Annotated in this window: 27 protein-coding genes; 21 read left to right on the top strand and 6 right to left on the bottom strand. The window is 65.5% G+C overall.

The features are described 5' to 3' along the window. The first annotated feature begins 204 nt into the window (after positions 1-204). The 8 genes from AWC27_RS08280 (at position 205) to AWC27_RS08320 (ending at position 8,437) form a co-directional block, all read left to right on the top strand. The gene (locus AWC27_RS08280) at positions 205-786 is read left to right on the top strand and encodes a TetR/AcrR family transcriptional regulator (protein ID WP_139836843.1); all 582 of its coding nucleotides are present in this window, start codon (positions 205-207) and stop codon (positions 784-786) included. Positions 787-1,011: 225 nt separating this feature from the next. Continuing rightward, complete coding sequence (gene rpsL, locus AWC27_RS08290) at positions 1,012-1,386, top strand: 30S ribosomal protein S12 (RefSeq protein WP_003879423.1); 375 nt, start codon at positions 1,012-1,014, stop codon at positions 1,384-1,386. Continuing rightward, a complete protein-coding gene (gene rpsG, locus AWC27_RS08295) occupies positions 1,386-1,856 on the top strand; it encodes a 30S ribosomal protein S7 (RefSeq protein WP_036352615.1) in 471 nt (156 codons plus the stop codon). The genes rpsL and rpsG overlap by 1 nt, the downstream gene beginning before the upstream one ends. 75 nt (positions 1,857-1,931) lie before the next feature. Continuing rightward, a complete protein-coding gene (gene fusA / locus AWC27_RS08300; RefSeq protein ID WP_085670025.1) occupies positions 1,932-4,037 on the top strand; it encodes an elongation factor G in 2,106 nt (701 codons plus the stop codon). A 102-nt stretch (positions 4,038-4,139) separates the two neighbouring features. Then, complete coding sequence (gene tuf, locus AWC27_RS08305; protein ID WP_083112849.1) at positions 4,140-5,330, top strand: elongation factor Tu; 1,191 nt, start codon at positions 4,140-4,142, stop codon at positions 5,328-5,330. A gap of 139 nt (positions 5,331-5,469) precedes the next feature. Then, positions 5,470-6,273: an SHOCT domain-containing protein gene (locus AWC27_RS08310; protein ID WP_085670026.1), complete on the top strand. Its 804-nt coding sequence runs from the start codon at positions 5,470-5,472 to the stop codon at positions 6,271-6,273. Between the two features lie 144 nt (positions 6,274-6,417). Beyond that, the gene (locus AWC27_RS08315; RefSeq protein WP_085670027.1) at positions 6,418-7,233 is read left to right on the top strand and encodes a mycofactocin-coupled SDR family oxidoreductase; all 816 of its coding nucleotides are present in this window, start codon (positions 6,418-6,420) and stop codon (positions 7,231-7,233) included. Between the two features lie 25 nt (positions 7,234-7,258). Further along, positions 7,259-8,437 carry an NAD(P)/FAD-dependent oxidoreductase gene (locus AWC27_RS08320; RefSeq protein ID WP_085670028.1) on the top strand — a complete coding sequence of 393 codons (1,179 nt, stop codon included), beginning with the start codon at positions 7,259-7,261 and terminating at the stop codon, positions 8,435-8,437. Here AWC27_RS08320 and AWC27_RS08325 read toward each other — a convergent pair. Genes AWC27_RS08325 through mftR form a run of 4 tightly spaced genes read right to left on the bottom strand, consistent with a single transcriptional unit; the run spans position 8,434 to position 11,836 of the window. Next, positions 8,434-9,651, bottom strand: coding sequence for a VOC family protein (locus AWC27_RS08325; protein WP_085670029.1), 1,218 nt, complete (start codon positions 9,649-9,651; stop codon positions 8,434-8,436). The two genes, AWC27_RS08320 and AWC27_RS08325, sit on opposite strands and share 4 nt — an antisense overlap. After that, positions 9,648-10,142, bottom strand: a complete 495-nt coding sequence (locus AWC27_RS08330; protein ID WP_085670082.1) for an RNA polymerase sigma factor — start codon at positions 10,140-10,142, stop codon at positions 9,648-9,650. Before AWC27_RS08330 ends, AWC27_RS08325 begins: the two co-directional genes overlap by 4 nt. Before the next feature lie 54 nt (positions 10,143-10,196). Further along, positions 10,197-11,243, bottom strand: a complete 1,047-nt coding sequence (locus AWC27_RS08335; protein ID WP_085670030.1) for a DUF2332 domain-containing protein — start codon at positions 11,241-11,243, stop codon at positions 10,197-10,199. After that, positions 11,240-11,836, bottom strand: a complete 597-nt coding sequence (gene mftR, locus AWC27_RS08340; RefSeq protein WP_085670031.1) for a mycofactocin system transcriptional regulator — start codon at positions 11,834-11,836, stop codon at positions 11,240-11,242. The genes AWC27_RS08335 and mftR overlap by 4 nt, the downstream gene beginning before the upstream one ends. 102 nt (positions 11,837-11,938) lie before the next feature. Here mftR and mftA point away from each other — a divergent pair, with 102 nt between their 5' ends. The 7 genes from mftA (at position 11,939) to mftG (ending at position 18,417) form a co-directional block, all read left to right on the top strand. Further along, positions 11,939-12,028 (top strand): mycofactocin precursor MftA, encoded by a 90-nt coding sequence (gene mftA / locus AWC27_RS08345; protein WP_085670032.1) that lies wholly within the window; start codon positions 11,939-11,941, stop codon positions 12,026-12,028. Continuing rightward, entirely contained in the window at positions 12,006-12,305 is a 300-nt protein-coding gene (gene mftB / locus AWC27_RS08350; protein ID WP_085670033.1) for a mycofactocin biosynthesis chaperone MftB, read from the top strand. Before mftA ends, mftB begins: the two co-directional genes overlap by 23 nt. Continuing rightward, positions 12,302-13,459, top strand: coding sequence for a mycofactocin radical SAM maturase (gene mftC / locus AWC27_RS08355; protein WP_085670034.1), 1,158 nt, complete (start codon positions 12,302-12,304; stop codon positions 13,457-13,459). Before mftB ends, mftC begins: the two co-directional genes overlap by 4 nt. A gap of 2 nt (positions 13,460-13,461) precedes the next feature. Continuing rightward, positions 13,462-14,634, top strand: a complete 1,173-nt coding sequence (gene mftD / locus AWC27_RS08360; protein WP_085670035.1) for a pre-mycofactocin synthase MftD — start codon at positions 13,462-13,464, stop codon at positions 14,632-14,634. 147 nt (positions 14,635-14,781) lie between these two features. Next, complete coding sequence (mftE, locus tag AWC27_RS08365) at positions 14,782-15,510, top strand: mycofactocin biosynthesis peptidyl-dipeptidase MftE (protein ID WP_085670036.1); 729 nt, start codon at positions 14,782-14,784, stop codon at positions 15,508-15,510. Between the two features lie 49 nt (positions 15,511-15,559). After that, positions 15,560-16,972, top strand: coding sequence for a mycofactocin biosynthesis glycosyltransferase MftF (gene mftF / locus AWC27_RS08370; RefSeq protein WP_085670037.1), 1,413 nt, complete (start codon positions 15,560-15,562; stop codon positions 16,970-16,972). A gap of 8 nt (positions 16,973-16,980) precedes the next feature. Next, on the top strand, positions 16,981-18,417 hold the full coding sequence (gene mftG / locus AWC27_RS08375; protein ID WP_085670038.1) for a mycofactocin dehydrogenase MftG: 1,437 nt from the start codon (positions 16,981-16,983) through the stop codon (positions 18,415-18,417). Positions 18,418-18,424: 7 nt separating this feature from the next. On the opposite strand, the gene AWC27_RS08380 is transcribed toward mftG, so the two are convergent. Next, positions 18,425-19,999: an MFS transporter gene (locus AWC27_RS08380; protein ID WP_085670039.1), complete on the bottom strand. Its 1,575-nt coding sequence runs from the start codon at positions 19,997-19,999 to the stop codon at positions 18,425-18,427. A 146-nt stretch (positions 20,000-20,145) separates the two neighbouring features. On the opposite strand from AWC27_RS08380, the gene AWC27_RS08385 reads away from it, so the two are divergent. Further along, positions 20,146-20,742, top strand: a complete 597-nt coding sequence (locus AWC27_RS08385; protein ID WP_264078675.1) for a TetR/AcrR family transcriptional regulator — start codon at positions 20,146-20,148, stop codon at positions 20,740-20,742. On the opposite strand, the gene AWC27_RS08390 is transcribed toward AWC27_RS08385, so the two are convergent. Beyond that, positions 20,708-21,943: a cytochrome P450 gene (locus tag AWC27_RS08390; RefSeq protein ID WP_085670083.1), complete on the bottom strand. Its 1,236-nt coding sequence runs from the start codon at positions 21,941-21,943 to the stop codon at positions 20,708-20,710. The genes AWC27_RS08385 and AWC27_RS08390 overlap by 35 nt on opposite strands. A gap of 392 nt (positions 21,944-22,335) precedes the next feature. Between AWC27_RS08390 and rpsJ the strand changes: the two genes are divergently transcribed. Genes rpsJ through rplB form a run of 5 tightly spaced genes read left to right on the top strand, consistent with a single transcriptional unit; the run spans position 22,336 to position 25,156 of the window. Beyond that, positions 22,336-22,641: a 30S ribosomal protein S10 gene (gene rpsJ, locus AWC27_RS08400; protein ID WP_003873519.1), complete on the top strand. Its 306-nt coding sequence runs from the start codon at positions 22,336-22,338 to the stop codon at positions 22,639-22,641. 14 nt (positions 22,642-22,655) lie between these two features. Then, the gene (gene rplC / locus AWC27_RS08405; protein WP_085670042.1) at positions 22,656-23,309 is read left to right on the top strand and encodes a 50S ribosomal protein L3; all 654 of its coding nucleotides are present in this window, start codon (positions 22,656-22,658) and stop codon (positions 23,307-23,309) included. Next, positions 23,309-23,968 (top strand): 50S ribosomal protein L4, encoded by a 660-nt coding sequence (gene rplD, locus AWC27_RS08410; RefSeq protein WP_085670043.1) that lies wholly within the window; start codon positions 23,309-23,311, stop codon positions 23,966-23,968. Before rplC ends, rplD begins: the two co-directional genes overlap by 1 nt. Next, a complete protein-coding gene (gene rplW, locus AWC27_RS08415) occupies positions 23,969-24,271 on the top strand; it encodes a 50S ribosomal protein L23 (protein WP_085670044.1) in 303 nt (100 codons plus the stop codon). It abuts the gene before it with no gap. A 42-nt stretch (positions 24,272-24,313) separates the two neighbouring features. Further along, positions 24,314-25,156, top strand: coding sequence for a 50S ribosomal protein L2 (gene rplB, locus AWC27_RS08420; protein ID WP_083112829.1), 843 nt, complete (start codon positions 24,314-24,316; stop codon positions 25,154-25,156). Positions 25,157-25,160 lie beyond the last annotated feature (4 nt).

The following is a 25,160-nucleotide window of genomic DNA, read 5'->3' on the forward strand; positions in this document are numbered from 1 at the left end:
GCAGGTGATCTGCTCACTCGAACCTGGTTCGAACCAGGTTCGAACCAGGTTTGAGATTACGTGCATTCACCTGAGCGGCGACAGACCCAAGTTCAACTAGAGTCATTAGTTGATCCCGCAACCGAAGGGCGAATCGCCATGCCAGCTCAGCCGGAACCAACGTCGGCGGGCAGCCGCCCGCGCAGCGGGAAAACGGCGAAGTCGATGGCCCGCCCGGGCAAATTGAGCCGCGAGGGCATCGTCGAAGGGGCCCTGACCTTCCTGGATCGCGAGGGCTGGGACTCGCTGACCATCAATGCGCTGGCCACCCAGCTCGGGACCAAAGGGCCGTCGCTGTACAACCACGTGGACAGCTTGGAGGATCTGCGCCGCGCGGTGCGGATCCGGGTTATCGACGACATCATCACGATGCTGAACCGGGTCGGCGAGGGCCGCGCCCGCGACGACGCGGTGTTGGTCATGGCGGGCGCCTATCGCAGCTATGCCCACCACCATCCGGGCCGGTACTCGGCGTTCACCCGGATGCCGCTGGGCGGCGACGACCCCGAATACACGGCAGCGACCCGCGGCGCGGCCGGGCCGGTGATCGCGGTGCTGCTGTCCTATGGACTTGACGGCGAGGAGGCGTTCTACGCGGCCCTGGAATTCTGGTCGGCGTTGCACGGCTTCGTGCTGCTGGAAATGACCGGGGTCATGGACGACATTGATACCGACGCCGTGTTCACCGACATGGTATTGCGACTGGCGGCCGGTATGGAGTTGCGCACCACCAACGGCAAAACGTAACCGCTTTGACCTGCCAGACCGCCGACGGGTATTGTGGTACCTCGTGCCTGGCGGCTTGGGGCGCCTGAAGTAAGGGCGTGAATGCCGGGCCAATTCGCATGTCCACGATGCAACTGATGAGGTCGCGGGGTGCATGCATGCGACACGCCCGGCCGTGGGGTGACCCGGCTGAGCAAAACCGCAGTACAAGAAGACTTCACGAGGAACAAAAGAGAAAGCCGGTAGATGCCAACCATTCAGCAGCTGGTCCGCAAGGGTCGTCGGGACAAGATCGGCAAGGTCAAGACCGCGGCTCTTAAGGGCAGCCCGCAGCGCCGTGGCGTATGCACCCGCGTGTACACCACCACCCCGAAGAAGCCCAACTCGGCGCTTCGGAAGGTCGCTCGTGTGAAGCTGACGAGTCAGGTTGAGGTCACCGCCTACATCCCGGGTGAGGGCCACAACCTGCAGGAACACTCGATGGTGCTGGTGCGTGGTGGCCGGGTGAAGGACTTGCCCGGTGTGCGCTACAAGATCATCCGCGGTTCGCTCGACACCCAGGGTGTGAAGAACCGCAAGCAGGCTCGCAGCCGTTACGGCGCCAAGAAGGAGAAGAGCTGATGCCGCGCAAGGGGCCCGCACCCAAGCGTCCGCTGGTCAATGACCCCGTCTACGGGTCCCAGCTGGTCACCCAATTGGTGAACAAGGTTCTGCTGAAGGGGAAGAAATCGCTGGCCGAGCGCATTGTTTATGGAGCGCTCGAACAGGCCCGCGACAAGACCGGCACCGATCCCGTGATCACCCTCAAGCGGGCTCTCGACAACGTCAAGCCCGCCCTGGAGGTGCGTAGCCGCCGCGTCGGCGGTGCCACCTATCAGGTGCCCGTCGAGGTGCGGCCGGACCGGTCGACCACGCTGGCGCTGCGCTGGCTGGTCAGCTTCTCGCGGCAGCGCCGGGAGAAGACAATGGTCGAGCGTCTGGCAAACGAGATCCTGGATGCCAGCAATGGCCTGGGCGCCTCCGTCAAGCGGCGTGAGGACACCCACAAGATGGCCGAGGCCAACCGCGCCTTTGCGCACTATCGCTGGTGACTAGCGCGCCGGTGATTTCGCCGAGGCGCGTGCAAAAGCGAACTAACTAAGCAACGAAAGAGTGGGAAGACTTCTGTGGCACAGAAGGACGTGCTGACTGACCTGACGAAGGTCCGCAACATCGGCATCATGGCGCACATCGACGCGGGTAAGACCACGACGACCGAGCGCATCCTCTACTACACCGGCATCAGCTACAAAATCGGTGAGGTACACGACGGCGCCGCCACCATGGACTGGATGGAGCAGGAACAGGAACGCGGCATCACCATCACCTCCGCGGCCACCACCTGCTTCTGGAATGACAACCAGATCAACATCATCGACACGCCTGGCCACGTCGATTTCACCGTCGAGGTCGAGCGCAGCCTGCGCGTGCTGGACGGCGCTGTCGCGGTATTCGACGGCAAGGAAGGTGTCGAGCCGCAGTCCGAGCAGGTCTGGCGGCAGGCCGACAAATACGACGTCCCGCGCATCTGCTTCGTCAACAAGATGGACAAGATCGGCGCGGACTTCTACTTCTCGGTGCGCACGATGGAGGAGCGCCTCGGCGCCAACGTCATTCCGATCCAGCTGCCGGTCGGCTCCGAGGGCGACTTCGAAGGCGTCGTCGACCTGGTCGAGATGAAGGCCAAGGTATGGCGCGGCGAGACGAAGCTGGGCGAAACCTACGACACCATCGACATTCCCGAAGAGCTCGCTGAGAAGGCCGACGAGTACCGCACCAAGCTGCTCGAGGCGGTCGCCGAGACCGACGAGGCGTTGCTGGAAAAGTACTTCGGAGGCGAGGAACTGTCGGTCGAGGAGATCAAGGGCGCGCTGCGCAAGCTCACCATCAACTCCGAGGCTTACCTGGTGCTGTGCGGCAGCGCGTTCAAGAACAAGGGCGTGCAGCCGATGCTGGACGCCGTCATCGATTACCTGCCCTCGCCGCTGGACGTGCCACCGGCCGTCGGCCACGCACCGGGCAAGGAGGACGAGGAGGTCGTGCGCAAGCCCTCGACCGACGAGCCGTTCTCCGCGCTGGCGTTCAAGGTCGCCACGCACCCGTTCTTCGGCAAGCTCACCTACGTCCGGGTTTACTCGGGCAAGGTCGATTCTGGCAGCCAGGTCATCAACGCCACCAAGGGCAAAAAGGAACGTCTGGGCAAGCTCTTCCAGATGCACTCCAACAAGGAAAATCCAGTGGAGACGGCAAGCGCCGGTCACATCTATGCGGTGATCGGCCTGAAGGACACCACCACCGGTGACACCCTGAGCGACCCGAACCAGCAGATCGTGCTCGAGTCGATGACCTTCCCGGACCCGGTCATCGAGGTGGCCATCGAGCCCAAGACCAAGAGCGACCAGGAAAAGCTGAGCCTGTCGATCCAAAAGCTTGCCGAAGAGGACCCGACCTTCAAGGTGCACCTGGACCAGGAGACCGGCCAAACCGTGATCGGCGGCATGGGGGAGCTGCACCTCGACATCCTGGTAGACCGCATGCGGCGGGAATTCAAGGTCGAGGCCAACGTCGGCAAGCCGCAGGTCGCCTACAAGGAGACCATCAAGCGGCTCGTGGAAAAGGTCGAGTACACCCACAAGAAGCAGACCGGCGGCTCTGGCCAGTTCGCGAAGGTGCTGATCAACATCGAGCCGTTCCACGGCGAGGACGGCGCCACTTACGAGTTCGAGAGCAAGGTCACCGGTGGGCGCATCCCGCGCGAGTACATCCCGTCGGTGGACGCCGGCGCCCAGGACGCCATGCAGTACGGCGTGCTGGCCGGCTACCCCCTGGTGAACCTGAAGGTCACCTTGCTCGATGGTGCCTTCCACGAGGTCGACTCGTCGGAAATGGCGTTCAAGATCGCCGGTTCCATGGTGCTGAAAAAGGCTGCGCAGCAAGCGCAACCGGTGATCCTGGAACCGATCATGGCCGTCGAGGTCACCACGCCCGAGGACTACATGGGCGATGTGATCGGCGACCTGAACTCCCGCCGTGGCCAGATCCAGGCCATGGAGGAGCGGGCGGGTGCGCGCGTCGTCAAGGCGCACGTGCCGCTGTCGGAGATGTTCGGCTACGTCGGGGACCTGAGGTCCAAGACTCAGGGCCGGGCGAACTACTCCATGGTGTTCGACAACTACGCCGAAGTACCGGCGAACGTGTCGAAGGAAATCATCGCGAAGGCGACCGGGGAATAAACCGAAAAGCCTACGAGTAAGCTGGCCCGGTTAGCACCGCGGCAAAACCGAAAATCATCAACACTGCTTTTTTAAGCACCAACAGTCCAGGAGGACACAGAAGTGGCGAAGGCGAAGTTCCAGCGGACCAAGCCCCACGTCAACATCGGGACCATCGGTCACGTTGACCACGGCAAGACCACCCTGACCGCGGCTATCACCAAGGTCCTGCACGACAAGTTTCCGGACCTGAACGAGTCCAAGGCGTTCGACCAGATCGACAACGCTCCCGAGGAGCGTCAGCGCGGTATCACGATCAACATCGCGCACGTCGAGTACCAGACCGACAAGCGGCACTACGCCCACGTCGACGCCCCTGGCCACGCCGACTACATCAAGAACATGATCACCGGTGCCGCCCAGATGGACGGCGCGATCCTGGTCGTGGCCGCCACCGACGGCCCCATGCCGCAGACCCGTGAGCACGTGCTGCTCGCGCGTCAGGTCGGTGTGCCTTACATCCTGGTCGCGCTGAACAAGGCCGACGCGGTGGACGACGAGGAGCTGCTCGAGCTCGTCGAGATGGAGGTCCGCGAACTGCTGGCCGCCCAGGAGTTCGACGAGGACGCTCCGGTGGTTCGGGTATCTGCGCTCAAGGCGCTCGAGGGCGACGCGACCTGGGTCAAGTCGGTTGAGGACCTGATGGACGCGGTCGACGAGTCGATTCCGGACCCGGTCCGCGAGACCGAGAAGCCGTTCCTGATGCCCGTCGAGGACGTTTTCACCATCACCGGCCGTGGCACCGTGGTGACCGGTCGTGTGGAGCGCGGCGTGGTCAACGTGAACGAGGAAGTCGAGATCGTCGGCATCCGTCCCACCACCACCAAGACCACCGTCACCGGTGTGGAGATGTTCCGCAAGCTGCTCGACCAGGGACAGGCCGGTGACAACGTCGGTCTGCTGCTGCGTGGTGTCAAGCGTGAGGACGTCGAGCGCGGCCAGGTTGTCATCAAGCCCGGCACCACCACGCCGCACACCGAGTTCGAGGGCCAGGTCTACATCCTGTCCAAGGACGAGGGCGGCCGGCACACGCCGTTCTTCAACAACTACCGTCCGCAGTTCTACTTCCGCACCACCGACGTGACCGGTGTGGTGACGCTGCCGGAGGGCACCGAAATGGTGATGCCCGGCGACAACACCAACATCTCGGTGAAGCTGATCCAGCCCGTCGCCATGGACGAGGGCCTGCGGTTCGCGATCCGTGAGGGTGGCCGCACCGTCGGCGCCGGCCGGGTCGTCAAGATCATCAAGTAATTCTGCACAGCACAAAGCCCGGATTGCCGATTTCGGCGGTCCGGGTTTTGTGTTTGTTGTGATCGGTAAACGCCAGTTGCTGGCGCTAATCTGACACGAGCAATCCAGCCCCAAAACCAGCAAACTAAGGAGCAGGCCCGTGTTGGCGCGCTATATCAAGATGCAGTTGCTTGTGCTGTTGTGCGGTGGCCTGGTCGGCCCGATCTTCTTGATCGTCTACTTCACCCTCGGGATGGGCAGCCTGATGGCGTGGATGTTCTATGCCGGCCTCATCGTCACCGTGGCTGATGTGCTCGTTGCGCTCGCGCTGACCAACTGGGGGGCCAAGACCGCCGCCAAGACGGCTGAACTCGAGCAGAACGGGGTGCTGGCACTCGCGCAGATCACCGGGCTCACCGAGACCGGCACGCGGATCAACGAGCAACCGGTCGTCAAGGTCCATCTGCACATCTCGGGCCCCGGAATCATGCCGTTCGACAGCGAAGACCGGGTGATCGCCAGCGTGACCCGGCTGGGCAACCTGACCGCGCGCAAACTGGTCGTGCTGGTCAACCCCACCACGCAGCAATATCTGATCGACTGGGAGCGAAGCGCCTTGGTCAACGGTCTGGTGCCCGCCCAGTTCACCCTCGCCGAGGACAACCGGAGCTACGACCTGAGTGGCCAGGCTGGCCCGTTGATGGAAATCCTGCAGATCCTCAAGGCCAACGGCATCCCGCTCAACCGCATGGTCGACATCCGGTCGAACCCGGCGTTGCGTCAGCAGGTCCAGGCCGTGGTTCGCCGGGCGGCCGAACAGCAGGCCGGGCCGGGCGCTCAGCCCGCCGCACCGCAGGCGTCGATCTCCGACCGGCTGCAGGAGCTGGAGTCGTTGCGAGCCACCGGCGCGTTGAACGACCAGGAATACGCCAGCCGGCGCGCTCAGATCATCGCCGAAATCTGACCAGCCGCACGGCATCGGCGAGCGTAAGGCCATTGCGAGCAATCAACCCGAATATCGCAGTGGCGTTGCGCTGACGGGCTCCGGCGATACCCGCCGCCCGAGGCCAACTAGAACACGTTTCAGTTTCGCTGCTAGCCTAGGCCGATGGCATCACTGCAAGGACGGGTCGCGTTCATCACCGGCGCCGCCCGTGCCCAGGGCCGCTCGCACGCGGTGCGGCTGGCCCGCGAAGGGGCCGACATCATAGCGTCGGATATCTGTGCGCCGGCGTCCGAGACCATCACCTATCCGGCGGCGACGCCTGAGGACCTCAGTGAGACCGTGCGCGCAGTCGAAGCCGAGGGCCGCAAGGTGCTCGCTCGCGAGGTCGACATTCGCGACGACGCCGCGCTGCGGCAACTGGTGGCTGACGGCGTCGAACAGTTCGGCCGGCTCGACATCGTCGTCGCCAACGCCGGAGTGCTGGGCTGGGGCCGGCTCTGGGAACTCACCGACGAGCAATGGGACATCGTCATCGATGTCAACCTGACCGGCACCTGGCGAACCCTGCGTGCCACCGTGCCCGCGATGATCGACGCCGGCAACGGCGGCTCCATCGTGATCGTCAGCTCGTCGGCGGGCCTGAAGGCCACTCCGGGTAACGGCCACTACTCGGCTAGCAAGCACGGACTCACGGCGCTGACCAACACCCTGGCGATCGAGGTCGGCGAGTACGGCATCCGCGTTAATTCCATCCATCCCTACTCGGTCGACACCCCGATGATCGAGCCGGAAGCGATGATGCAGATCTTCGCCAAGCATCCCCGCTTCGTGCATAGCTTCCCGCCAATGCCGTTGCAGTACAAGGGCTTTATGACGGCTGACGAGGTGTCCGATGTCGTGGTGTGGCTCGCTGGTGATGGGTCGGGCACACTGTCCGGACAGCAGATCCACGTGGACAAGGGCGCGTTGAAGTACTGATTGTCGACCGTGCTATGAACTCCACGTGAGCAAAGACGGAATCGTGATCGTCGGTGGCGGCCTGGCCGCGGCCAGAACCGCCGAGCAACTGCGCCGGGCGGGCTACGAAGGCCTGCTCACGATCGTCAGCGACGAGGTGCATCTGCCCTACGACCGGCCGCCGCTGTCCAAAGAGGTGCTGCGCAGCGAGGTCGACGATACGGCCCTCAAACCGCGTGAATGGTATGACGAGAAGAACATCACCCTGCGCCTCGGCGCGGCAGCCACCGGGATCGACACCGCGGCCCAGACTGTGTCACTGGCCGACGGAACGGTCCTGGGATACGACGAACTCGTGATCGCAACCGGTTTGGTGCCACGCCGCATTCCCAGCTTCGCGGACCTCGAGGGCATTCGGGTGCTGCGGTCGTTCGACGAATGCATGGCGCTGCGCACCCATGCGTCGTCAGCCAAGCATGCTGTGGTCGTCGGCGCCGGCTTCATCGGCTGCGAAGTCGCGGCCAGCCTGCGCGGGCTTGGGGTGGACGTGGTGCTGGTCGAGCCGCAGCCGCAGCCGTTGGCGTCGGTGCTGGGCGAGCAGATCGGCGCGCTGGTGGCGCGGCTGCATCGGGAAGAGGGCGTCGATGTGCGCACCGGCCTCGGGGTGGCCGAGGTCAAGGGCCAAGGGCGCGTCGACACCGTGGTGCTGACGGACGGTGCCGAGCTGCCCGCCGACCTGGTGGTGGTGGGCATCGGGTCCAAACCGGCGACCGATTGGCTCGACGGCAGCGGCATCGCGGTCGATAACGGCGTGATCTGCGACGAAGCCGGACGCACCAGCGCGCCCAATGTGTGGGCGCTCGGCGACGTCGCCTCGTGGCGCGACGCCACCGGACACCAAGCGCGCGTGGAACATTGGAGCAATGTCGCCGACCAGGCCAGGGTCGTGGTGCCGGCCATGCTGGGCAGCGACGTACCGTCCAACGTGGTGGTGCCGTACTTCTGGAGCGATCAATACGACATCAAAATCCAGTGTTTGGGGGAGCCGGAGGCCACCGACATCGTGCACTTGGTCGAGGACGACGGCCGCAAGTTCCTGGCCTACTACGAGCGCGACGGTGTGCTGGTCGGCGTGGTCGGCGGCGGGTTGCCCGGCAAGGTCATGAAGGTGCGCGGCAAGATCGCCGCGGGCGCACCGATCTCGGAAATGCTGGAATCGACTTAGAACTCGCCCAGGTAAAACCGTGCGCCCTGATCGTCGGCGCACTCGGCGCTCACCCCATACGGCTGACGGGTCGGCTCCTGCAACACCGTGCCGCCGGCTTCGCGCACCCGCGCGACCGCGACCTCGATATCGGCGACCGTCCACATCGGCACGGTGACCGGACCGGCGCTGCCGCCCGCGGCACCCGCCATCGGATGGGTGGCCTGCACCTGCCAGCCGTCCGCGATGCGCCCGGGTTCGAACGTCCAGCCCAGCACCCGACCGTAGAAGTCGCGAAACGCCGCGGAATCTTGCACCTCGTAGGTGACATACGACAGCTCGCCCGGTCCGGATCCGTTGAGTTCCGGACGTTTTCGCCCGACGGCGGGTACGAAGACGGCGAATGCGGCGCCCTGGTTGTCGGTGGCGTCCAGCACCGTGCCGAACTCGAATTCGCGGGATTCGCCGGGAATGCCGCCGGCCGCGGTGATCGCTGCGCTGGCGATCGCTAGGTCGGTGACCGCATAGCAGCAGAACAGGGTAGGTGGCGCCGCGACGCCGAAGATGCCGGTCGGAAGATCGGTGTTGGTCACCTGATGCGTCGCCGGGTCATATGCCCAGCCCAACACGTGCCCGTAGAACTTGGCCGCGCGATCGGCGTCGGGCACCCACACCGAGACGTAACCGATATCGCCGCGCTCGATGGGCGCCTTGATCGGCCCACTGAGCATCCAGCGATGGCCGAACGGATCGATGACGGTCGCGCCGCGCGATCCGTAATTCTCGTAGATCTCGCGCACCACGGTGGCGCCGTGCTCGCGGGCCCGTTTCAACGCTGCGTCGGTGTCGGCCACCTGCAGCATCAAGCTGACCGAAACAGCCTGCGGTGCAGGAGCTTTCAATCCCAGTTCGGGATACTCGTCGGCCAGGTACAGCACCCCGCCGGCCAGCTCGAGCTCGGCGTGGCCAATTCGGCCGTCCTCCATCACTATTGGGTCCTCCATCACGGCGGCACCGAAAGCGTCGGCGTACCACGCGATGGCCGCGCGAGCGTCGCCGACACACAGGTAGGGCAGTGCGGCCGGACGCGGGATGGTGTCGGTTGCTTCGGTCACGAGAATTCCTTCCGGCAGGGACAATGCGGATTCCAGGCGGCGGCGCAGTCGGGCGGCGAACGCCGGATCGGGTTGAGCCGGAAGGTCTTCGGTGTGCAGCACGCGCAATGGGTCGTTCATGACGTGCCTCCTTCCGGATACTGCTGTCTGAACGCTTTGCGGGCCCGGACCAGCAGCGCCTCGGTGGCATGCACGGTGCGCCCGATCAGCTCGGCGCACTCGCCGACCGTGCAGTCGTCCATGTAGCGCAACACCAGTACGGTGCGATGTGAGTCGCTCAGCCGGGCCAGCACGCTTTCGGCGACCATGCGATCGAGCTCGGCGTCCCACTCGTCGAGGGTGTCCACCGGCTCTGGCACTTCGCCGATCGGGGTGGGGCTGCGACGCCGATAGTGGTCGGCCAGCTTGTGCCGCGCCACACCGAGCAACCAGGGAACCGCGACCGGTGGCGGGTCGGTCCTGCGCACCGCATCGCATGCGGCCAGAAAGGTCTCTGAGGTCAGATCCTCTGCGGTGCCGCGATCACCGCAACGCCGGACGAAATATCCGTAGACCACCGGCAGTGCTTCGTCGTATAGCGCTAGCAGCGCGTGGGCGGGTTGGGCGCTCACATAGTTATCGTCGCGGTTGCGAGCCAAATTCCGACGGGGGGAAGGACGAAAAAACTATTGCCAGCGCACCGGCGGCCCGTGCGGATGGCACTCGCCCAGGACCCGGACCTGGCCACCCGGCCAGCAGGCGGCGCGCACCAGGAACCTGATCGGGGTGCCCGGCCCATTGCGCGCGGGCTCCAGGGTCAGGTGCGCGAACGGCGATCGCGCATCGGCTCGTTTGATCAAACCGTTGACCGCATCGCGGATTCCGGCTCGCTCGCCGGCGGACAGGTATTGCCACGTGATCGAATGCCACAGCACCGTGAGCGCGCCCTGCGCCAGCGTCAGCTCCGCGACCGCGTCGGCCGCCGACCGCTGCTCGAGGCGAGCCGGAACATCGCGGGCCACCGCAATGGCGCCGCACAACCGGTTCAGCCGGGCAGCCTGGTCCGGCCAGACGTAGCTCAATACGCTCAGCTCGCCGTCGGCGCCGGTGACGTCGATTGGCGCGATGTCATACCCGTGCCGTTCGACGATCTGCAGCACACCAGGCGGCGGCGTATCACCGTGCCACGCGTCGTCGATCGTCACCGGCGAATCCGGCGGTCCCCACTTGCCGCCGGTGTAGCGGTAGTGGTAGCGGTCTGCGCGCAGGTTCAGGCCGGCGCTGGATCCGATCTCGAAAAGCCTTATGGGAAAATCGAATTCGCGATTAACACGCAACAAGCCGCCGATCAGCGCAGCGGACCGGCCCACCTCGTTGGTCTGTGGCGGCTGTTCGAGTGCGACGCGCAGCGCGTCGGCATGGGCGGTAGCGGTGGCCAGAATTTCGGGCCAGGCGGCTGCGGCGTCCCAACGGCCGCCGGTGCTGGGATACCAACGGCGCAGGGCCGGCGCCCGGCCGTCGAGCACCAGCCGGTGCAACCCGCCGAGCAGCCGCAGCGGCACCGCTTGGCGCGCCGGCGCATCCTCCTGACCCGACAGAATTCTCGCGAACACGCCGCCCGCCTCGATGTCGCGGGCCACCAGCTCGAACAGCTCTCCGTACATTGGCGAACCGGACGAGGCGCAGAACCGCCCCTGCGCTCGCAGGGTGTGCAGCAGGTGCTCGGCGTTCATGCTTCGAGCCGGTCCAGTCCAGAGCTGACGACGTCGAATGCGTCGCCCAGTGCCTGTTCCAACGGCACACCTTCGTCGCTGAGCCAGTGTTCGTAAGCGCTGAGGGCGACCCCGAGCAACGTCCACCCGACCGTCTGCGGAATCACGTCGGTGGTCTTGGCGCCGGTTCTGCGCGCCACGAACTCGGCGATCACCTCCCGCCAGCCGGCATACATTGTCATCGAATAGGCCTGCAGCTCAGGGGTTTGCAGGATGACCCGCATGCGCTGGCGGTGGCGGATGGTCTCGCATGCATCGAAGGTGTTGAACGCCAGCAGTGCGTCGCGTAGCGCCTCGCTCAGCGCAACCTGCGGGTCGACCTGGTTCAGCAACTCCCGCAAATGGGTCAGGTGGGTGTCGAAGTCACCCCACGGGATGGCGTTCTTGGAGGCGTAGTAGCGGAACAAGGTGCGCCGGGCGATGCCGGCGGCCTGGGCGACATCGTCGGCGCTGACCTCGTCGAACCCCCGGGCGGCGAACAAGTCGATGGCAACGTTGCTGATGTGGTGCGGTGTGGTCGAGCGCCGCCGGCCCACCCGCGACTCGTGCAGCATCGGACCCGCCCTTCCATTTCGGCACTGGATGCCATATTCTGACGACGATTGTGACCGGAACCACCCTTCATTGTCGAGACCCCGTCACGAAAGGCAATCCACATGGACCGCGAGAACGAGACCGACACCGAACTCGTCACCCAAACCCTGGTCGAGGAAGTCTCCATCGATGGCATGTGCGGGGTCTACTGAGCCGGTGTTCGACGCAGATCGCGGCTGGCGGTTGCACACCCAGGTGGCGGTTCGGCCGGAGCCGTTCGGGGCGCTGCTCTATCACTTCGGCACCCGCAAGCTGTCGTTCTTGAAGAACCGCACCATCCTCACGGTGGTGCAGTCGTTGGCCGATCACCCCGACGTCCGGTCCGCATGCCGGGCCGCCGGGGTGAACGACTCCGATCAGGACCCGTATCTGCACGCCCTGGGTGTGCTGGCCGATTCCAAGATGCTGGTGCCCAAGGAGGCTTCGTGACGGTACCCCGGCTCATCGAGCAGTTCGAACGCGGTTTGGACGCCCCCATCTGCCTAACCTGGGAACTGACCTACGCCTGCAACCTGGCGTGTGTGCATTGCCTGTCGTCGTCGGGCAAACGTGATCCGCGTGAGCTGTCCACCCGGCAGTGTAAGGACATTATCGACGAGCTGGAACGCATGCAGGTGTTCTATGTGAACATCGGTGGCGGCGAACCGACTGTGCGCCCGGACTTTTGGGAGCTGGTGGACTATGCGACGCAGCACCGCGTCGGGGTGAAGTTCTCCACCAACGGTGTGCGGATCACTCCCGAGGTGGCTGCGCGGTTGGCCGCCAGTGACTACGTGGACGTTCAGATCTCCCTCGACGGCGCCACCGCAGAGGTCAATGACGCGGTTCGCGGACCCGGGTCGTTCGCCATGGCGGTGCGGGCGCTGGAAAACCTCGCCGCGGCCGGGTTCCGTGATGCCAAGATTTCGGTGGTAGTAACCCGCCACAACGTCGACCAGCTGGATGAATTCGCCGCGCTGGCAAGCCGTTACGGTGCCACCCTGCGGATCACCCGGCTGCGTCCGTCCGGGCGGGGTGCCGATGTCTGGGATGAGTTACATCCCACCGCGGCCCAGCAGGTCCAGCTTTACGACTGGCTGGTCGCCAAGGGGGAGCGGGTGCTGACCGGCGATTCCTTCTTCCACCTGGCGCCGCTGGGCCCATCCGGTGCGCTGGCCGGCCTGAACATGTGTGGGGCCGGGCGGGTGGTCTGCTTGATCGACCCGGTGGGCGATGTGTACGCGTGCCCCTTCGCCATTCATGATCGGTTCCTGGCCGGAAACGTGTTGTCCGACGGCGGATTTGACCATGTCTGGAAAAACGCTCCGCTGTTCCGCGAACTCCGCGAGCCCCAGTCTGCGGGTGCTTGTGGCAGCTGCGGGCACTACGACAGCTGCCGGGGTGGTTGCATGGCGGCCAAATTCTTTACCGGCCTGCCCCTCGACGGTCCGGACCCCGAGTGTGTACAAGGCCACGGTGCGCCGGCATTGACGCGGGAACGGGACACCCCCCGGCCTCGCGTCGACCACTCCCGCGGCCGGCCGGTATCGCTGACCCTGTCGATGAAACCGCCGGCGCGGCTGTGTGACGAAAGTCCGGTGTAGTTGTGGCCGAAGAATGGTTTGAAACGGTCGCCATAGCGCAGCAACGCGCGAAGCGCCGGCTGCCGAAATCGGTGTATTCGTCTTTGATTTCAGCAAGCGAAAAGGGAATCACGGTCGCCGATAATGTCGCAGCGTTCAGCGAACTCGGCTTCGCCCCCCATGTCGTCGGCGCGACGGAAAAGCGTGACTTGTCGACCACCGTTATGGGACAAGATATTTCATTACCGGTACTCATTTCGCCGACCGGTGTGCAGGCGGTCGATCCCGATGGCGAAGTCGCCGTCGCCCGGGCTGCGGCCGCACGCGGCACGGCGATGGGGTTGTCCTCGTTCGCCAGCAAGCCGATCGAGGAGGTGATCGCCGCCAATCCCAAGCTCTTCTTCCAGGTCTACTGGCTGGGCGGCCGCGATGCGATCGCGCAGCGGGTCGAGCGGGCGCGGCAGGCCGGCGCCGTCGGGCTGATCGTCACCACCGACTGGTCCTTTTCGCACGGGCGGGACTGGGGCAGTCCCAAGATCCCGGAAGAGATGAACCTGCGGACCATGCTGCGGATGTCGCCAGAAGCGGTCACCAAGCCGCGATGGCTGTGGAAGTTCGGCAAGACGCTGCGCCCGCCGGACCTGCGGGTGCCCAACCAGGGCGGGCGTGGCGAACCGGGGCCACCCTTCTTCGCCGCCTATGGCGAGTGGATGGGCACGCCTCCGCCCACCTGGGAAGACATCGCGTGGCTGTGCGAGCTGTGGGGCGGACCGTTCATGCTCAAGGGCGTGATGCGGGTTGACGATGCCAAACGAGCTGTGGACGCCGGTGTTTCGGCGATCTCGGTGTCCAACCACGGCGGCAACAATCTGGATGGCACACCGGCCTCGATTCGTGCGCTGCCCGCGGTGGCGGCGGCCGTCGGTGACCAGATCGAGGTTCTGCTCGACGGCGGCATCCGGCGGGGGAGCGACGTGGTCAAAGCCGTCGCGCTGGGAGCGCGGGCGGTGATGATCGGCCGGGCTTACCTATGGGGCCTGGCCGCGGCCGGCCAGGCCGGCGTCGAGAACGTGCTCGACATCCTGCGCGGCGGGATCGACTCGGCGCTGATGGGCCTCGGCCACGCCTCGATCCATGACCTGGCGCCAAGCGACATTCTGATTCCGGACGGTTTCGCCCGCGAGTTGGGCGCCTAATACCACAGAGTCGCTCGCGCTGGAATGACGTTTTTGAAAACACTGATACGGGCGTGGCACCCGTGGCGGACGAGCAGAGTTTTCCCCCGCGGATCAACGGTGTGGAAAAAAATTTCGGTAGATAGGGCAACAATCGGTGCACACCAGGTGAATTCGTCCTACCATCGGCGAGTGCCCGTACTCGGCGAACTGGGGAGTGCGACGTCGAGGCAATTAGAGATTTTCACCTCGCCGTCAATAATGATTCCGCTGGGGTCTACCGAACAACATGGTCCCCACCTCCCGCTCGATACCGATACCCGGATCGCGACCGCAGTCGCCCGGGCGGTGTCCGCGCGCCTTGACTGGCCGGTGGCACCCGCCATCGCCTACGGCGCCAGCGGCGAGCACCAAAGTTTCGCCGGAACGATCTCGATCGGCACCGAAGCCCTGACGACGCTACTGGTGGAGTACGGCCGGTCGGCCGCCTGCTGGGCCGAGCGCCTGGTGTTCGTCAACGGTCACGGCGGTAACGTCGCCGCACTGAGCCGCGCGGTCGCCCTGCTGCGGTCTGAGGGCCGCGACGCCGGATGGTGCCCCTGCACGTCGGCGGGCGCGGACGCCCACGCCGGACATACCGAAACATCACTGCTGCTGCATCTTTCGCCGGCCCACGTGCACACCGACCGATCATTGCCGGGTAACGGCGCGCCACTGTCGGATTTGCTGCCGTCGATGCGCCGCGGGGGAGTCGCGGCCGTCAGCCCGATCGGAGTTCTGGGCGACCCGACCACCGCGACCGCCGCCGAGGGCCAACGGATATTTGCGGAGATGGTCGACGATTGTGTACGTCGAGTCGCCCGGTGGATGCCCGGGCCCGACGGGATCCTGACGTGACCCGCGCCGGCGACGATTCAGAGCGAAGCGATGAGGAGGAGCGGCGCTCATGACGGTGACCCGGCTTCCGGACGGGTTCGCGGTGCAGGTCGACCGTCGCGTGCGAGTGCTCGGCGATGGGTCTGCGCTGCTCGGTGGCTCTCCGACGCGGCTGCTTCGGCTGGCCCCAGCCGCCCAGGGCATGATCTGCGACGGCCGCCTCAAAGTCCGCGATGAAGTCAGCGCCGCGCTGGCGCGCACCCTGCTGGATGCCACCGTCGCTCATCCACGGCCGGCCAGTGGCCCGTCCCATCGTGACGTGACCGTCGTTATACCGGTCCGCGACAACGCATCTGGACTACGCCGCTTGGTGACGTCACTGCGCGGACTCCGCGTCATCGTGGTCGACGACGGTTCGGTGCGCCCAGTCGAGTTGGACGACTTCGCCGGCGCGCACTGTGACATCGAGGTGTTGCACCACCCCCGCAGTAAGGGGCCGGCCGCGGCGCGCAACACGGGGCTGGCGGCCTGCACCACCGACTTCGTGGCGTTCCTGGATTCCGACGTGGCGCCGCGGCGCGGTTGGCTGGAAGCGCTGCTGGGCCACTTCTGCGATCCCACCGTCGCCCTCGTCGCACCCCGCATCGTCGGCCTGTCCCAGGGCGAGAATGTGGTAGCTCGCTATGAGGCGGTGCATTCGTCACTCGACCTCGGCCAGCGGGAAGCGCCGGTGCTGCCGCACAGCACGGTGTCCTACGTCCCCAGCGCGGCGATCATTTGCCGCAGCTCGGCCATTCGCGATGTTGGCGGCTTCGACGAAACGCTGCATTCCGGTGAAGACGTCGATTTGTGCTGGCGGCTCATCGAGGCCGGGGCCCGATTGCGCTATGAGCCGATCGCGCTGGTCGCTCACGATCACCGCACCGAATTGCGCGACTGGCTCGCCCGCAAGGCGTTTTACGGTGGCTCGGCGGCTCCGCTGTCGGTGCGCCACCCGGACAAGACGGCTCCGGTGGTGATTTCCGGCTGGGCCTTGATGGCGTGGATACTCATGTCCCTCGGTACCGGTCTGGCGCGGGTGGCATCGGTGGTCATTGCGGTACTGACGGGTCGGCGGATCGCCAGGGCCATGCGCAATACCGAGACGTCGTTGTGCGATGTGCTCGTGGTCGCCACCCGCGGGTTGTGGGCGGCGGCGCTGCAACTGGCATCGGCGCTGTGCCGGCACTATTGGCCGCTGGCGCTACTCGCGGCGATTCTGTCCCGCCACTGCCGACGGGTCGTGTTGATCGCGGCTGTCGTGGACGGGGTGGTGGACTGGCTGCGCCGCCGGGATGCCAGCGACGGCGACACCGAACCGATCGGGCTGCTGACCTTCCTGTTGCTCAAGCGCGTAGACGACCTGGCCTATGGCATCGGCCTGTGGTACGGGGTGCTGCGCGAACGCAATGTCGGTGCGCTCAAACCGCAGATCCGGACGTAACCGCCACCTTGACCGCAGCCATCCGGCACAGCGATGTCCTGATCGTTGGTGCGGGAAGCGCTGGTTCAGTTGTTGCCGAGCGTCTTTCGGTCGATCCCGATTGCGCGGTGACGGTACTCGAGGCGGGCCCCGGATTGACCGATCCGGAGTTGCTGGCACTGACCACCAATGGGCTGCAGCTGCCGATCGGCATCGGCAGCCCGCTGGTGCAGCGTTTCCGTACTCAACTCACTGATCGACCGGTGCGCCGGTTGCCGATCGTGCGCGGCGCAACGTTCGGTGGTTCCGGGGCAATCAATGGTGGTTACTTCTGCCGGGCGCTGCCGCGCGATTTTGATCATTATTCGGTCCCCGGCTGGGAATGGTCCGACGTGTTGCCACACTTCCGGGCAATCGAGACCGACCTGGATTTCGACGGACCGGCCCACGGCGACAGCGGCCCCATACCGGTTCGCCGGACAGGGGAGATGACCGGGACCACAGAACGGTTCATCGCCGCAGCACAGCGAGCCGGCTTTCCCTGGGTCGCAGATCTCAATGGCCTTGGACCGGAGCCGGTTTCAGGCTTGGGTCCCGTTCCGCTCAATATCGTCGACGGTGTGCGCAGGGGCGCCGGTGCCGGCTATCTCATGCCTGCGGTGGGGCGCCCCAATCTGGCACTGCACGCACAGCGGACGGTGGTGCGCCTGCGGTTCTCCGGCAGCGCCGCGGTGGGCGTCGACACGGTTGGCCCGGGAGGCCCGGAAGCCTTTACCGCCGATCGAATCGTGCTGTGTGCGGGCGCGATACAAACCGCCCACCTGCTGATGCTCTCCGGTATCGGCGACGCCACAGTACTTCGGGCTGCCGGAGTGCCGGTGGTTTCGTCACTGCCGGTAGGGCGCGCCTGCAGCGATCATCCCGAGTGGGTGCTGCCTACCAAGTGGCCGGTGGCCCCGGGCCGGCCGGTGCTCGAGGTGGTGCTGTCCACCGATGAAGTCGAGATACGGCCATACACCGGGGGTTTCGTCGCGATGACCGGCGATGGCGCCGCGGGACATCCTGACTGGCCGCATATCGGAGTGGCGCTCATGGCGCCGCGTGCGCGTGGCCGCATCACACTGGTCTCGGCTGATCCCGGCGTACCGCCGCATATCGAGCACCGCTATGACAGTGCGCCCGAGGATGTGTCGGCGCTGCGTCGCGGAACGGAATTGGCCCGCGAATTAGTAGACGTGACAACCGATATCGGCGAGCACGCGTGGTCGACATCCCAGCACTTGTGCGGTAGTGCCCCGATGGGCGCCGACGGCGACCCGCGCGCCGTCGTCGACCACCGGTGCCGGGTGCTCGGGGTCGACAACCTGTGGGTGATCGACGGGTCGATCCTGCCCGTGGTCCCCAGCCGCGGTCCGCACGCCACCATTGTGATGCTGGGCCACCGTGCCGCGGAATTCGTTGGGTGACAGTGACCTATCTGTTCTTGCCGACGGCGGAACGCACTACGGCAAGCTGACGGCCGTCGCGTCCCGGCGCCCATAGGCCAATCACGACCGCGGCGAGAGCCGAGATCACCGCCATAGCGGTGGTTGATGAGTGCATCGCCGTCAAAAACGCCGTCTTGCTGATCGCCGCCAGCTGCTTTCCCTGCGGCCCGAGTTTGTCGGCGATCTGGACCGCCTTGGCCAGCGAATCGGAGGCGGGACCACGCACCGGTGCGGGGAATTCGTTAAGCCTGGGCGCCAACTCATGGGTGTAGCGCCCAGCCAGTATCGAGCCGGCCACGGCGATGCCCAGTGCGCCACCCATCTCTCGGGTGGTGTCGTTGACGGCTGAGGCCACCCCCTGTTTCTGGTCGGGCACCGCGCCCATGATGGCCGAAGTCGTTGGCGCAGTGCAGAACCCGATGCCCGTGGCGAGAATCAGCGTGGGCCACGCCAGGTCAAGATATGTCGAATGCACGTCCAGCCATTGCATGCACAAAAAGCCGACCGCCGTCAGGGCCGTGCCCAGCGACAGCACGACTCGCAATCCCAATTTCGGCACATACCAGAAGGACAACGCCGAGAAGATGCCCAACGGCACCATGAACGGTCCGAAGGCCACCGCCGTCATCAACGGCGAATAGCCCATGATCTGCTGCACATACTGCATGCCGAGGTAGAAGAATCCGAAGGTGCCGCCGAACATCACGACAATCGTCGTAACTCCGGTCGCGAACGCCGGGTCATTGAATAACCGCACGTCCAAAAGCGGTTGCCGCTTGCGGAATTCGACCACCCCGAAGATCGCGGCGATAATCGTGCCGACGACGAGTCCGCCCCAGACCACATAGTCGCTCCAGCCGCGGTGGGGGGCTTCCAAGATGGCAAACACCGCAATCGCAACCGCCGCGCCGATCAATGCCGCGCCGAGCCAATCGACTTGGGGTGCGTCGGTGTCCCGGGACGGGGCGACGGTGCAGGCCATGGCGAAGATCACCAGCCCGCAGGCGCCCAGCGACCAGAAGATGGAATGCCAATCCCAAAAGTGCAGCAGCAAGCCAGAACCCAGCATGCCCAACACCCCACCCGAGCCGGCGACGCCGGCCCAGATGCCGACGGCTTTGAGTCTTTGGGTTTTCGGGTAGGCCACGGTGAGCAACGACAGCGTCGCGGGCATGACAAACGCGGCGCCGACGCCTGCCACGGCACGACCGGCGATGATGTGCGTCGGGTTGTGCAAAAGTGCCGGGGCGATGGAGCCCAGCGCGAAGATCAGCAGGCCGGTCAGCAGCGCACCCCGGCGCCCATAGCGGTCGCCGATCGCCCCCGCGGGAAGCAACAGGCACGCCAGCGCCACGGTGTAGCCGTCGACGACCCACGTCAGCTGCGTCTGTGTGGCCGAGGTAGCCACGGCTAGGTCGCCCAGCGCCGTGTTCAGTGCCGTCATCGACCCGACAACCAACCCGACGGCCATGCAGGCCACGGCCAGGGTCCAGGTGCGTGCCGCGCGCCTGTCGTCCGTCAGACCGGCACGCTGGTCAGGCCGATCAAGAAGATGGACCATTAGTGCTGCGCCTCCTCCCCGGGGCGTCTTAATTTCCGAGACTAACAGTCTCGTACATAGACCAATAGTCTTGTTCTGAAACCAGGAGGTGGCTCACAATTACCGACGCGAACGCCGATCCGCGTCCCGCACGGTCGCGTGCTCGTTTGCTCGAAGCCGCCGCAGCATTGCTACTGGAGGGAGGGCCGGGCGCGGTGACCGTGGACGCGGTCACCCGTACCGCCAAGGTAGCCCGGGCCACCCTGTACCGCCACTTCCCAAGCGGAAATGATCTGTTGGCGGCAACCTTCAATAGTTTGATACCGCCGGCCCCCATGCCGCCTGATCGCGGCTCCCTGCGGGACAGGTTGCTCGCGCTCGTGCTGGCCCAGGGCGAGTTCATCGCCGAAGCGCCCGCCGTGATGACCGCGATGTCCTGGCTGGCCCTGGGGCCGGACCTGCAAGAGTTGCCGGAACCACGCCACGATCGCGGCGCCGACAGTGCGATCAACACGCTGCGGGAGCGCATCGCCCAGCAGTACGCGGCGCCCTTCGATGCGCTCTTCGACAGCGCCTCGGCGGCCGAGCTGGGTGAGGTGGACCGGCCCCGGGCGATTGCCCTGCTGATCGGCCCGCTCGTACTGGGGCGGCTGAGCACCCTGCCGAACTTCGACTACCGGGAATGCGCACGCGCGGCTGTCGACGGCTTCCTCTTTGTTCAGCGCGGACTCAGCGCAGCGAGTATCGAATCGGCAGGTGCTTGAGTCCACCGACGAATGTGGTGGCGATGAGTTCGGGTTCGCCGCTGAGTTCAATGGATTTCAGCCGCGGCAACAATTCGGTGAAGAAGCTGCTGACCTCCATGCGGGCCAGTGCTGCCCCCAGGCAGAAGTGCACGCCGAAGCCGAATGCCAAGTGTTTGTTCGGGTTTCGTCCGACGTCGAAGCGGAACGGATCGTCGAACACCTCCTCGTCCCGGTTGGCCGAGACGTAGGACAGGTATACCGATTCACCTTTGGCAATGGGCACCCCGCGCACCGTGGTGTCCTCGGCGGCGGTGCGCATGAACTCCTTGACCGGTGTCACCCAGCGGATCATCTCGTCGGTGGCCAGCGGCATCAGGTCCAGGTTTCCGGTCAGCCGAGTGAGCTGGTCGGGGTTCTCGATCAGCGCTTGCAGCCCGCCGGCGATCGTCGCGCTGGTGGTGTCGTGCCCGGCGGTGGCGATGATCACGTAATAGGAAGCAGTGTCGATGTCGGAGAGCGGCTGCCCGTCCACCCGGGCGTTGGCGATCGCCGATGCCAGGTCCTCGGTGGGGTTTGCCCGACGGGATGCGGTCAGATCATTGAAGTAGCTGAAGAATTCGAGCAGGACCGGCAGTTGTTCTTCCGGTGTGGTGCCGCGCTGGAACTCGGTGTCGTCACCGCCGAACAGCTCCTGGGTGAGGCTGAGCATCCGGGGAAAGTCCGATTCCGGCAGGCCGAGCAACGACATGATGACGAAGAGCGGGAAATTCTTGGCTACCTCGGCAACGAAGTCGCACTCGGTCCCCGCCTCGAGCATCTTGTCGACATGTATCTTGGCCAACTCGTCGACGCGGACCTTCAGCGCCCGCATCGCCTTGGGCCGAAACCAGTCCGCTCCGATGGCACGCACCACCCGGTGCTCGGGGTCGTCCATGTGAACCAGCGTGCGCAACCCCATACCGGCGTCGAGCAGGGATTGCGACAGATCGTCGGCCTCGGCGGGGGCCAGCAGCGGCCGCGGGGCGCTGAGAAACAGGTCGTTGGCCCGCTCGATCTCCATAACGTCGGCGTGTTTGGTGATCGCCCAGAACGGCCGGAACGGGGGACGGTCCACCCACGAAACCGGCGCGTGTGCGCGCAGGTGCGTCAGCGCGTTGTGCAGCCGTGGCTCGTCGGTGTACGCAGCGGGTATTGCAAAGACTTTCGCTGCCGGATCCACGATCGGTGTGCTCACTGTGCTCCTAGGGCCCGGGCCGAGCCTACGGCGCCGGTGTGGTCACGTCAGCGGGTTCGCCTGAGATTTGGCCCAAGCGGTGATCTGAGGCATACTGTTCAGGTTGTCCTGCGCCGGGTTTGCGCCTGGCAGGGCATACGACCAGCGCCCAAACGGGCGCGTCCGGTCCCAACCTTGGAGAGCGACCAAATTTCGGCCGCGACCAAGGCTGCGTGCGGGTGACACGCCCGAGCGCGGGGGTCGGTGGACCACGACTAGTAAACAGCGGCGCAGTAACCGGCGCGACGCTACTCGGCCCGGAAACGGGACCGGGGCGACCGGCGCGCTGGGGGCACCAGGCCCAGATGGGCCTCAAGTGGAGATGAGGTAGGAAAAGCGTGGCGGGACAGAAGATCCGCATCAGGCTGAAGGCCTACGACCATGAGGCTATTGACGCTTCGGCGCGCAAGATCGTCGAAACCGTCGTCCGCACGGGTGCCAGCGTCGTAGGTCCGGTGCCGCTGCCGACCGAGAAGAACGTGTATTGCGTCATCCGCTCCCCGCATAAGTACAAGGACTCGCGGGAGCACTTCGAGATGCGTACCCACAAGCGATTGATCGACATCCTCGATCCGACGCCGAAGACCGTTGACGCCCTGATGCGTATCGATCTTCCGGCCAGTGTCGACGTCAACATCCAGTAGGAGCTCGGCGAGCAATGGCAAGAAAAGGCATTCTGGGCACCAAGCTGGGCATGACGCAGGTGTTCGACGAGAACAACCGAGTTGTCCCGGTGACGGTGGTCAAGGCGGGGCCGAATGTGGTGACCCGCATCCGCACCCCCGAACGCGACGGATACAGCGCCGTGCAACTCGCCTACGGCGAGATCAGTCCCCGCAAAGTCAACAAGCCGGTGACCGGTCAGTACAGTGCCGCCGGTGTGAACCCGCGGCGCCACCTGGCCGAGCTGCGGCTGGACGACGCGGACGGGGTCGCTGAATACGAGGTCGGCCAGGAGTTGACGGCGGAGATCTTCGCCGACGGCACCTACGTCGACGTGACGGGCACTTCCAAGGGCAAGGGCTACGCCGGCACCATGAAGCGGCACGGCTTCCGCGGTCAGGGCGCCAGCCACGGTGCCCAGGCGGTGCACCGCCGTCCGGGTTCGATCGGCGGCTGCGCCACTCCGGCCCGGGTGTTCAAGGGCACCCGGATGTCTGGCCGGATGGGCAATGACCGGGTGACCGTGCAAAACCTGTTGGTGCACAAGGTCGATGCCGAAAAGGGCGTCCTGCTCATCAAGGGCGCGGTTCCGGGCCGCACCGGCGGACTCGTGGTGGTCCGCAGCGCCATTAAGCGAGGTGAGAAGTAATGGCCAACAGCCTCAAGATTGACGTCAAGACGCCCGCCGGCAAGGTGGACGGCTCCATCGAGCTGCCGGCTGAGCTGTTCGATGTCCCGGCAAACATCGCGCTGATGCACCAGGTGGTTACCGCGCAGCGCGCGGCGGCTCGCCAGGGTACGCACGCGACGAAGACGCGCGGCGATGTCAGCGGCGGTGGCCGTAAGCCCTACCGGCAGAAGGGAACCGGTCGCGCCCGGCAGGGCTCGACCCGGGCACCGCAGTTCACCGGCGGTGGCGTGGTGCACGGTCCCCAGCCGCGCGACTACAGCCAGCGCACGCCCAAGAAGATGATCGCCGCGGCGTTGCGCGGGGCGCTGTCCGACCGGGCACGCAACGGGCGCATCCACGCAGTCACCGAGCTGGTTGAGGGCCAAACGCCTTCCACCAAGAGCGCCAAGGCTTTTCTGAGCACCATCACCGACCGCAAGCAGGTGCTGGTGGTCATCGGGCGGGCCGACGAGGCCGGCGCCAAGAGCGTGCGCAACCTGCCCGGTGTGCACATCCTGGCACCCGACCAGCTGAACACTTACGACGTGCTGCGTGCCGACGACGTGGTGTTCAGTGTGGAGGCGCTCAACGCCTACATCACGGCGAACACAGCTAGCACCGAGGAGGTAACGGCGTAGATGGCGACCATCGCTGACCCCCGCGACATCATCCTGGCCCCGGTCATCTCGGAGAAGTCCTACGGCCTGCTCGATGAGAATGTGTACACCTTTGTGGTGCACCCCGATTCGAACAAGACGCAGATCAAGATCGCTGTCGAGAAGATCTTCTCGGTCAAGGTCGCATCGGTGAACACCGCGAATAGGCAGGGCAAGCGCAAGCGCACCCGCACCGGATTCGGCAAGCGCAAGAGCACCAAGCGCGCCATCGTCACTCTGGCCCCGGGCAGCAAGCCGATCGACCTGTTCGGAGCACCGGCCTAGCCCGCGGGCCTGACCGGGCGCGAGAGAGAGATCTGATTAGACATGGCAATTCGTAAGTACAAGCCGACGACCCCGGGTCGCCGCGGCGCCAGCGTGTCCGATTTCGCCGAGATCACGCGGTCGACTCCGGAGAAGTCGTTGGTGCGGCCGTTGCACGGTCACGGTGGGCGCAATGCGCACGGCCGGATCACCACTCGTCACAAGGGTGGCGGCCACAAGCGCGCTTACCGGGTGATCGACTTCCGCCGCAACGACAAGGACGGCGTCAACGCCAAGGTCGCCCACATCGAGTACGACCCGAACCGCACCGCGCGGATTGCGCTGCTGCATTTTCTGGACGGCGAAAAGCGGTACATCATTGCGCCGAACGGACTTTCGCAGGGCGACATCGTAGAGTCGGGGGCCAACGCCGACATCAAGCCCGGCAACAACCTGCCGCTGCGCAACATCCCGGCCGGTACCTTGGTGCACGCCGTCGAGTTGCGCCCCGGCGGTGGGGCCAAGCTCGCGCGCTCGGCGGGCTCCAGCATCCAGTTGCTCGGCAAGGAAGCCAGCTACGCCTCGCTACGTATGCCCAGCGGCGAGATCCGCCGGGTCGACGTTCGTTGCCGTGCAACGGTCGGCGAGGTAGGCAATGCCGAGCAGGCGAACATCAACTGGGGCAAGGCCGGCCGGATGCGGTGGAAGGGCAAGCGCCCCTCCGTCCGTGGCGTGGTGATGAACCCGGTGGACCACCCGCACGGCGGTGGTGAGGGTAAGACCTCCGGTGGCCGTCACCCGGTGAGCCCGTGGGGTAAGCCCGAGGGCCGCACCCGCAATCCGAACAAAGCCAGCAACAAGATGATCGTCCGACGCCGTCGTACCGGCAAGAAGCACGGGCGCTAGGAAG

It is taken from the genome of Mycobacterium szulgai, from assembly GCF_002116635.1.
Taxonomy (GTDB): Bacteria; Actinomycetota; Actinomycetes; order Mycobacteriales; family Mycobacteriaceae; genus Mycobacterium; species Mycobacterium szulgai.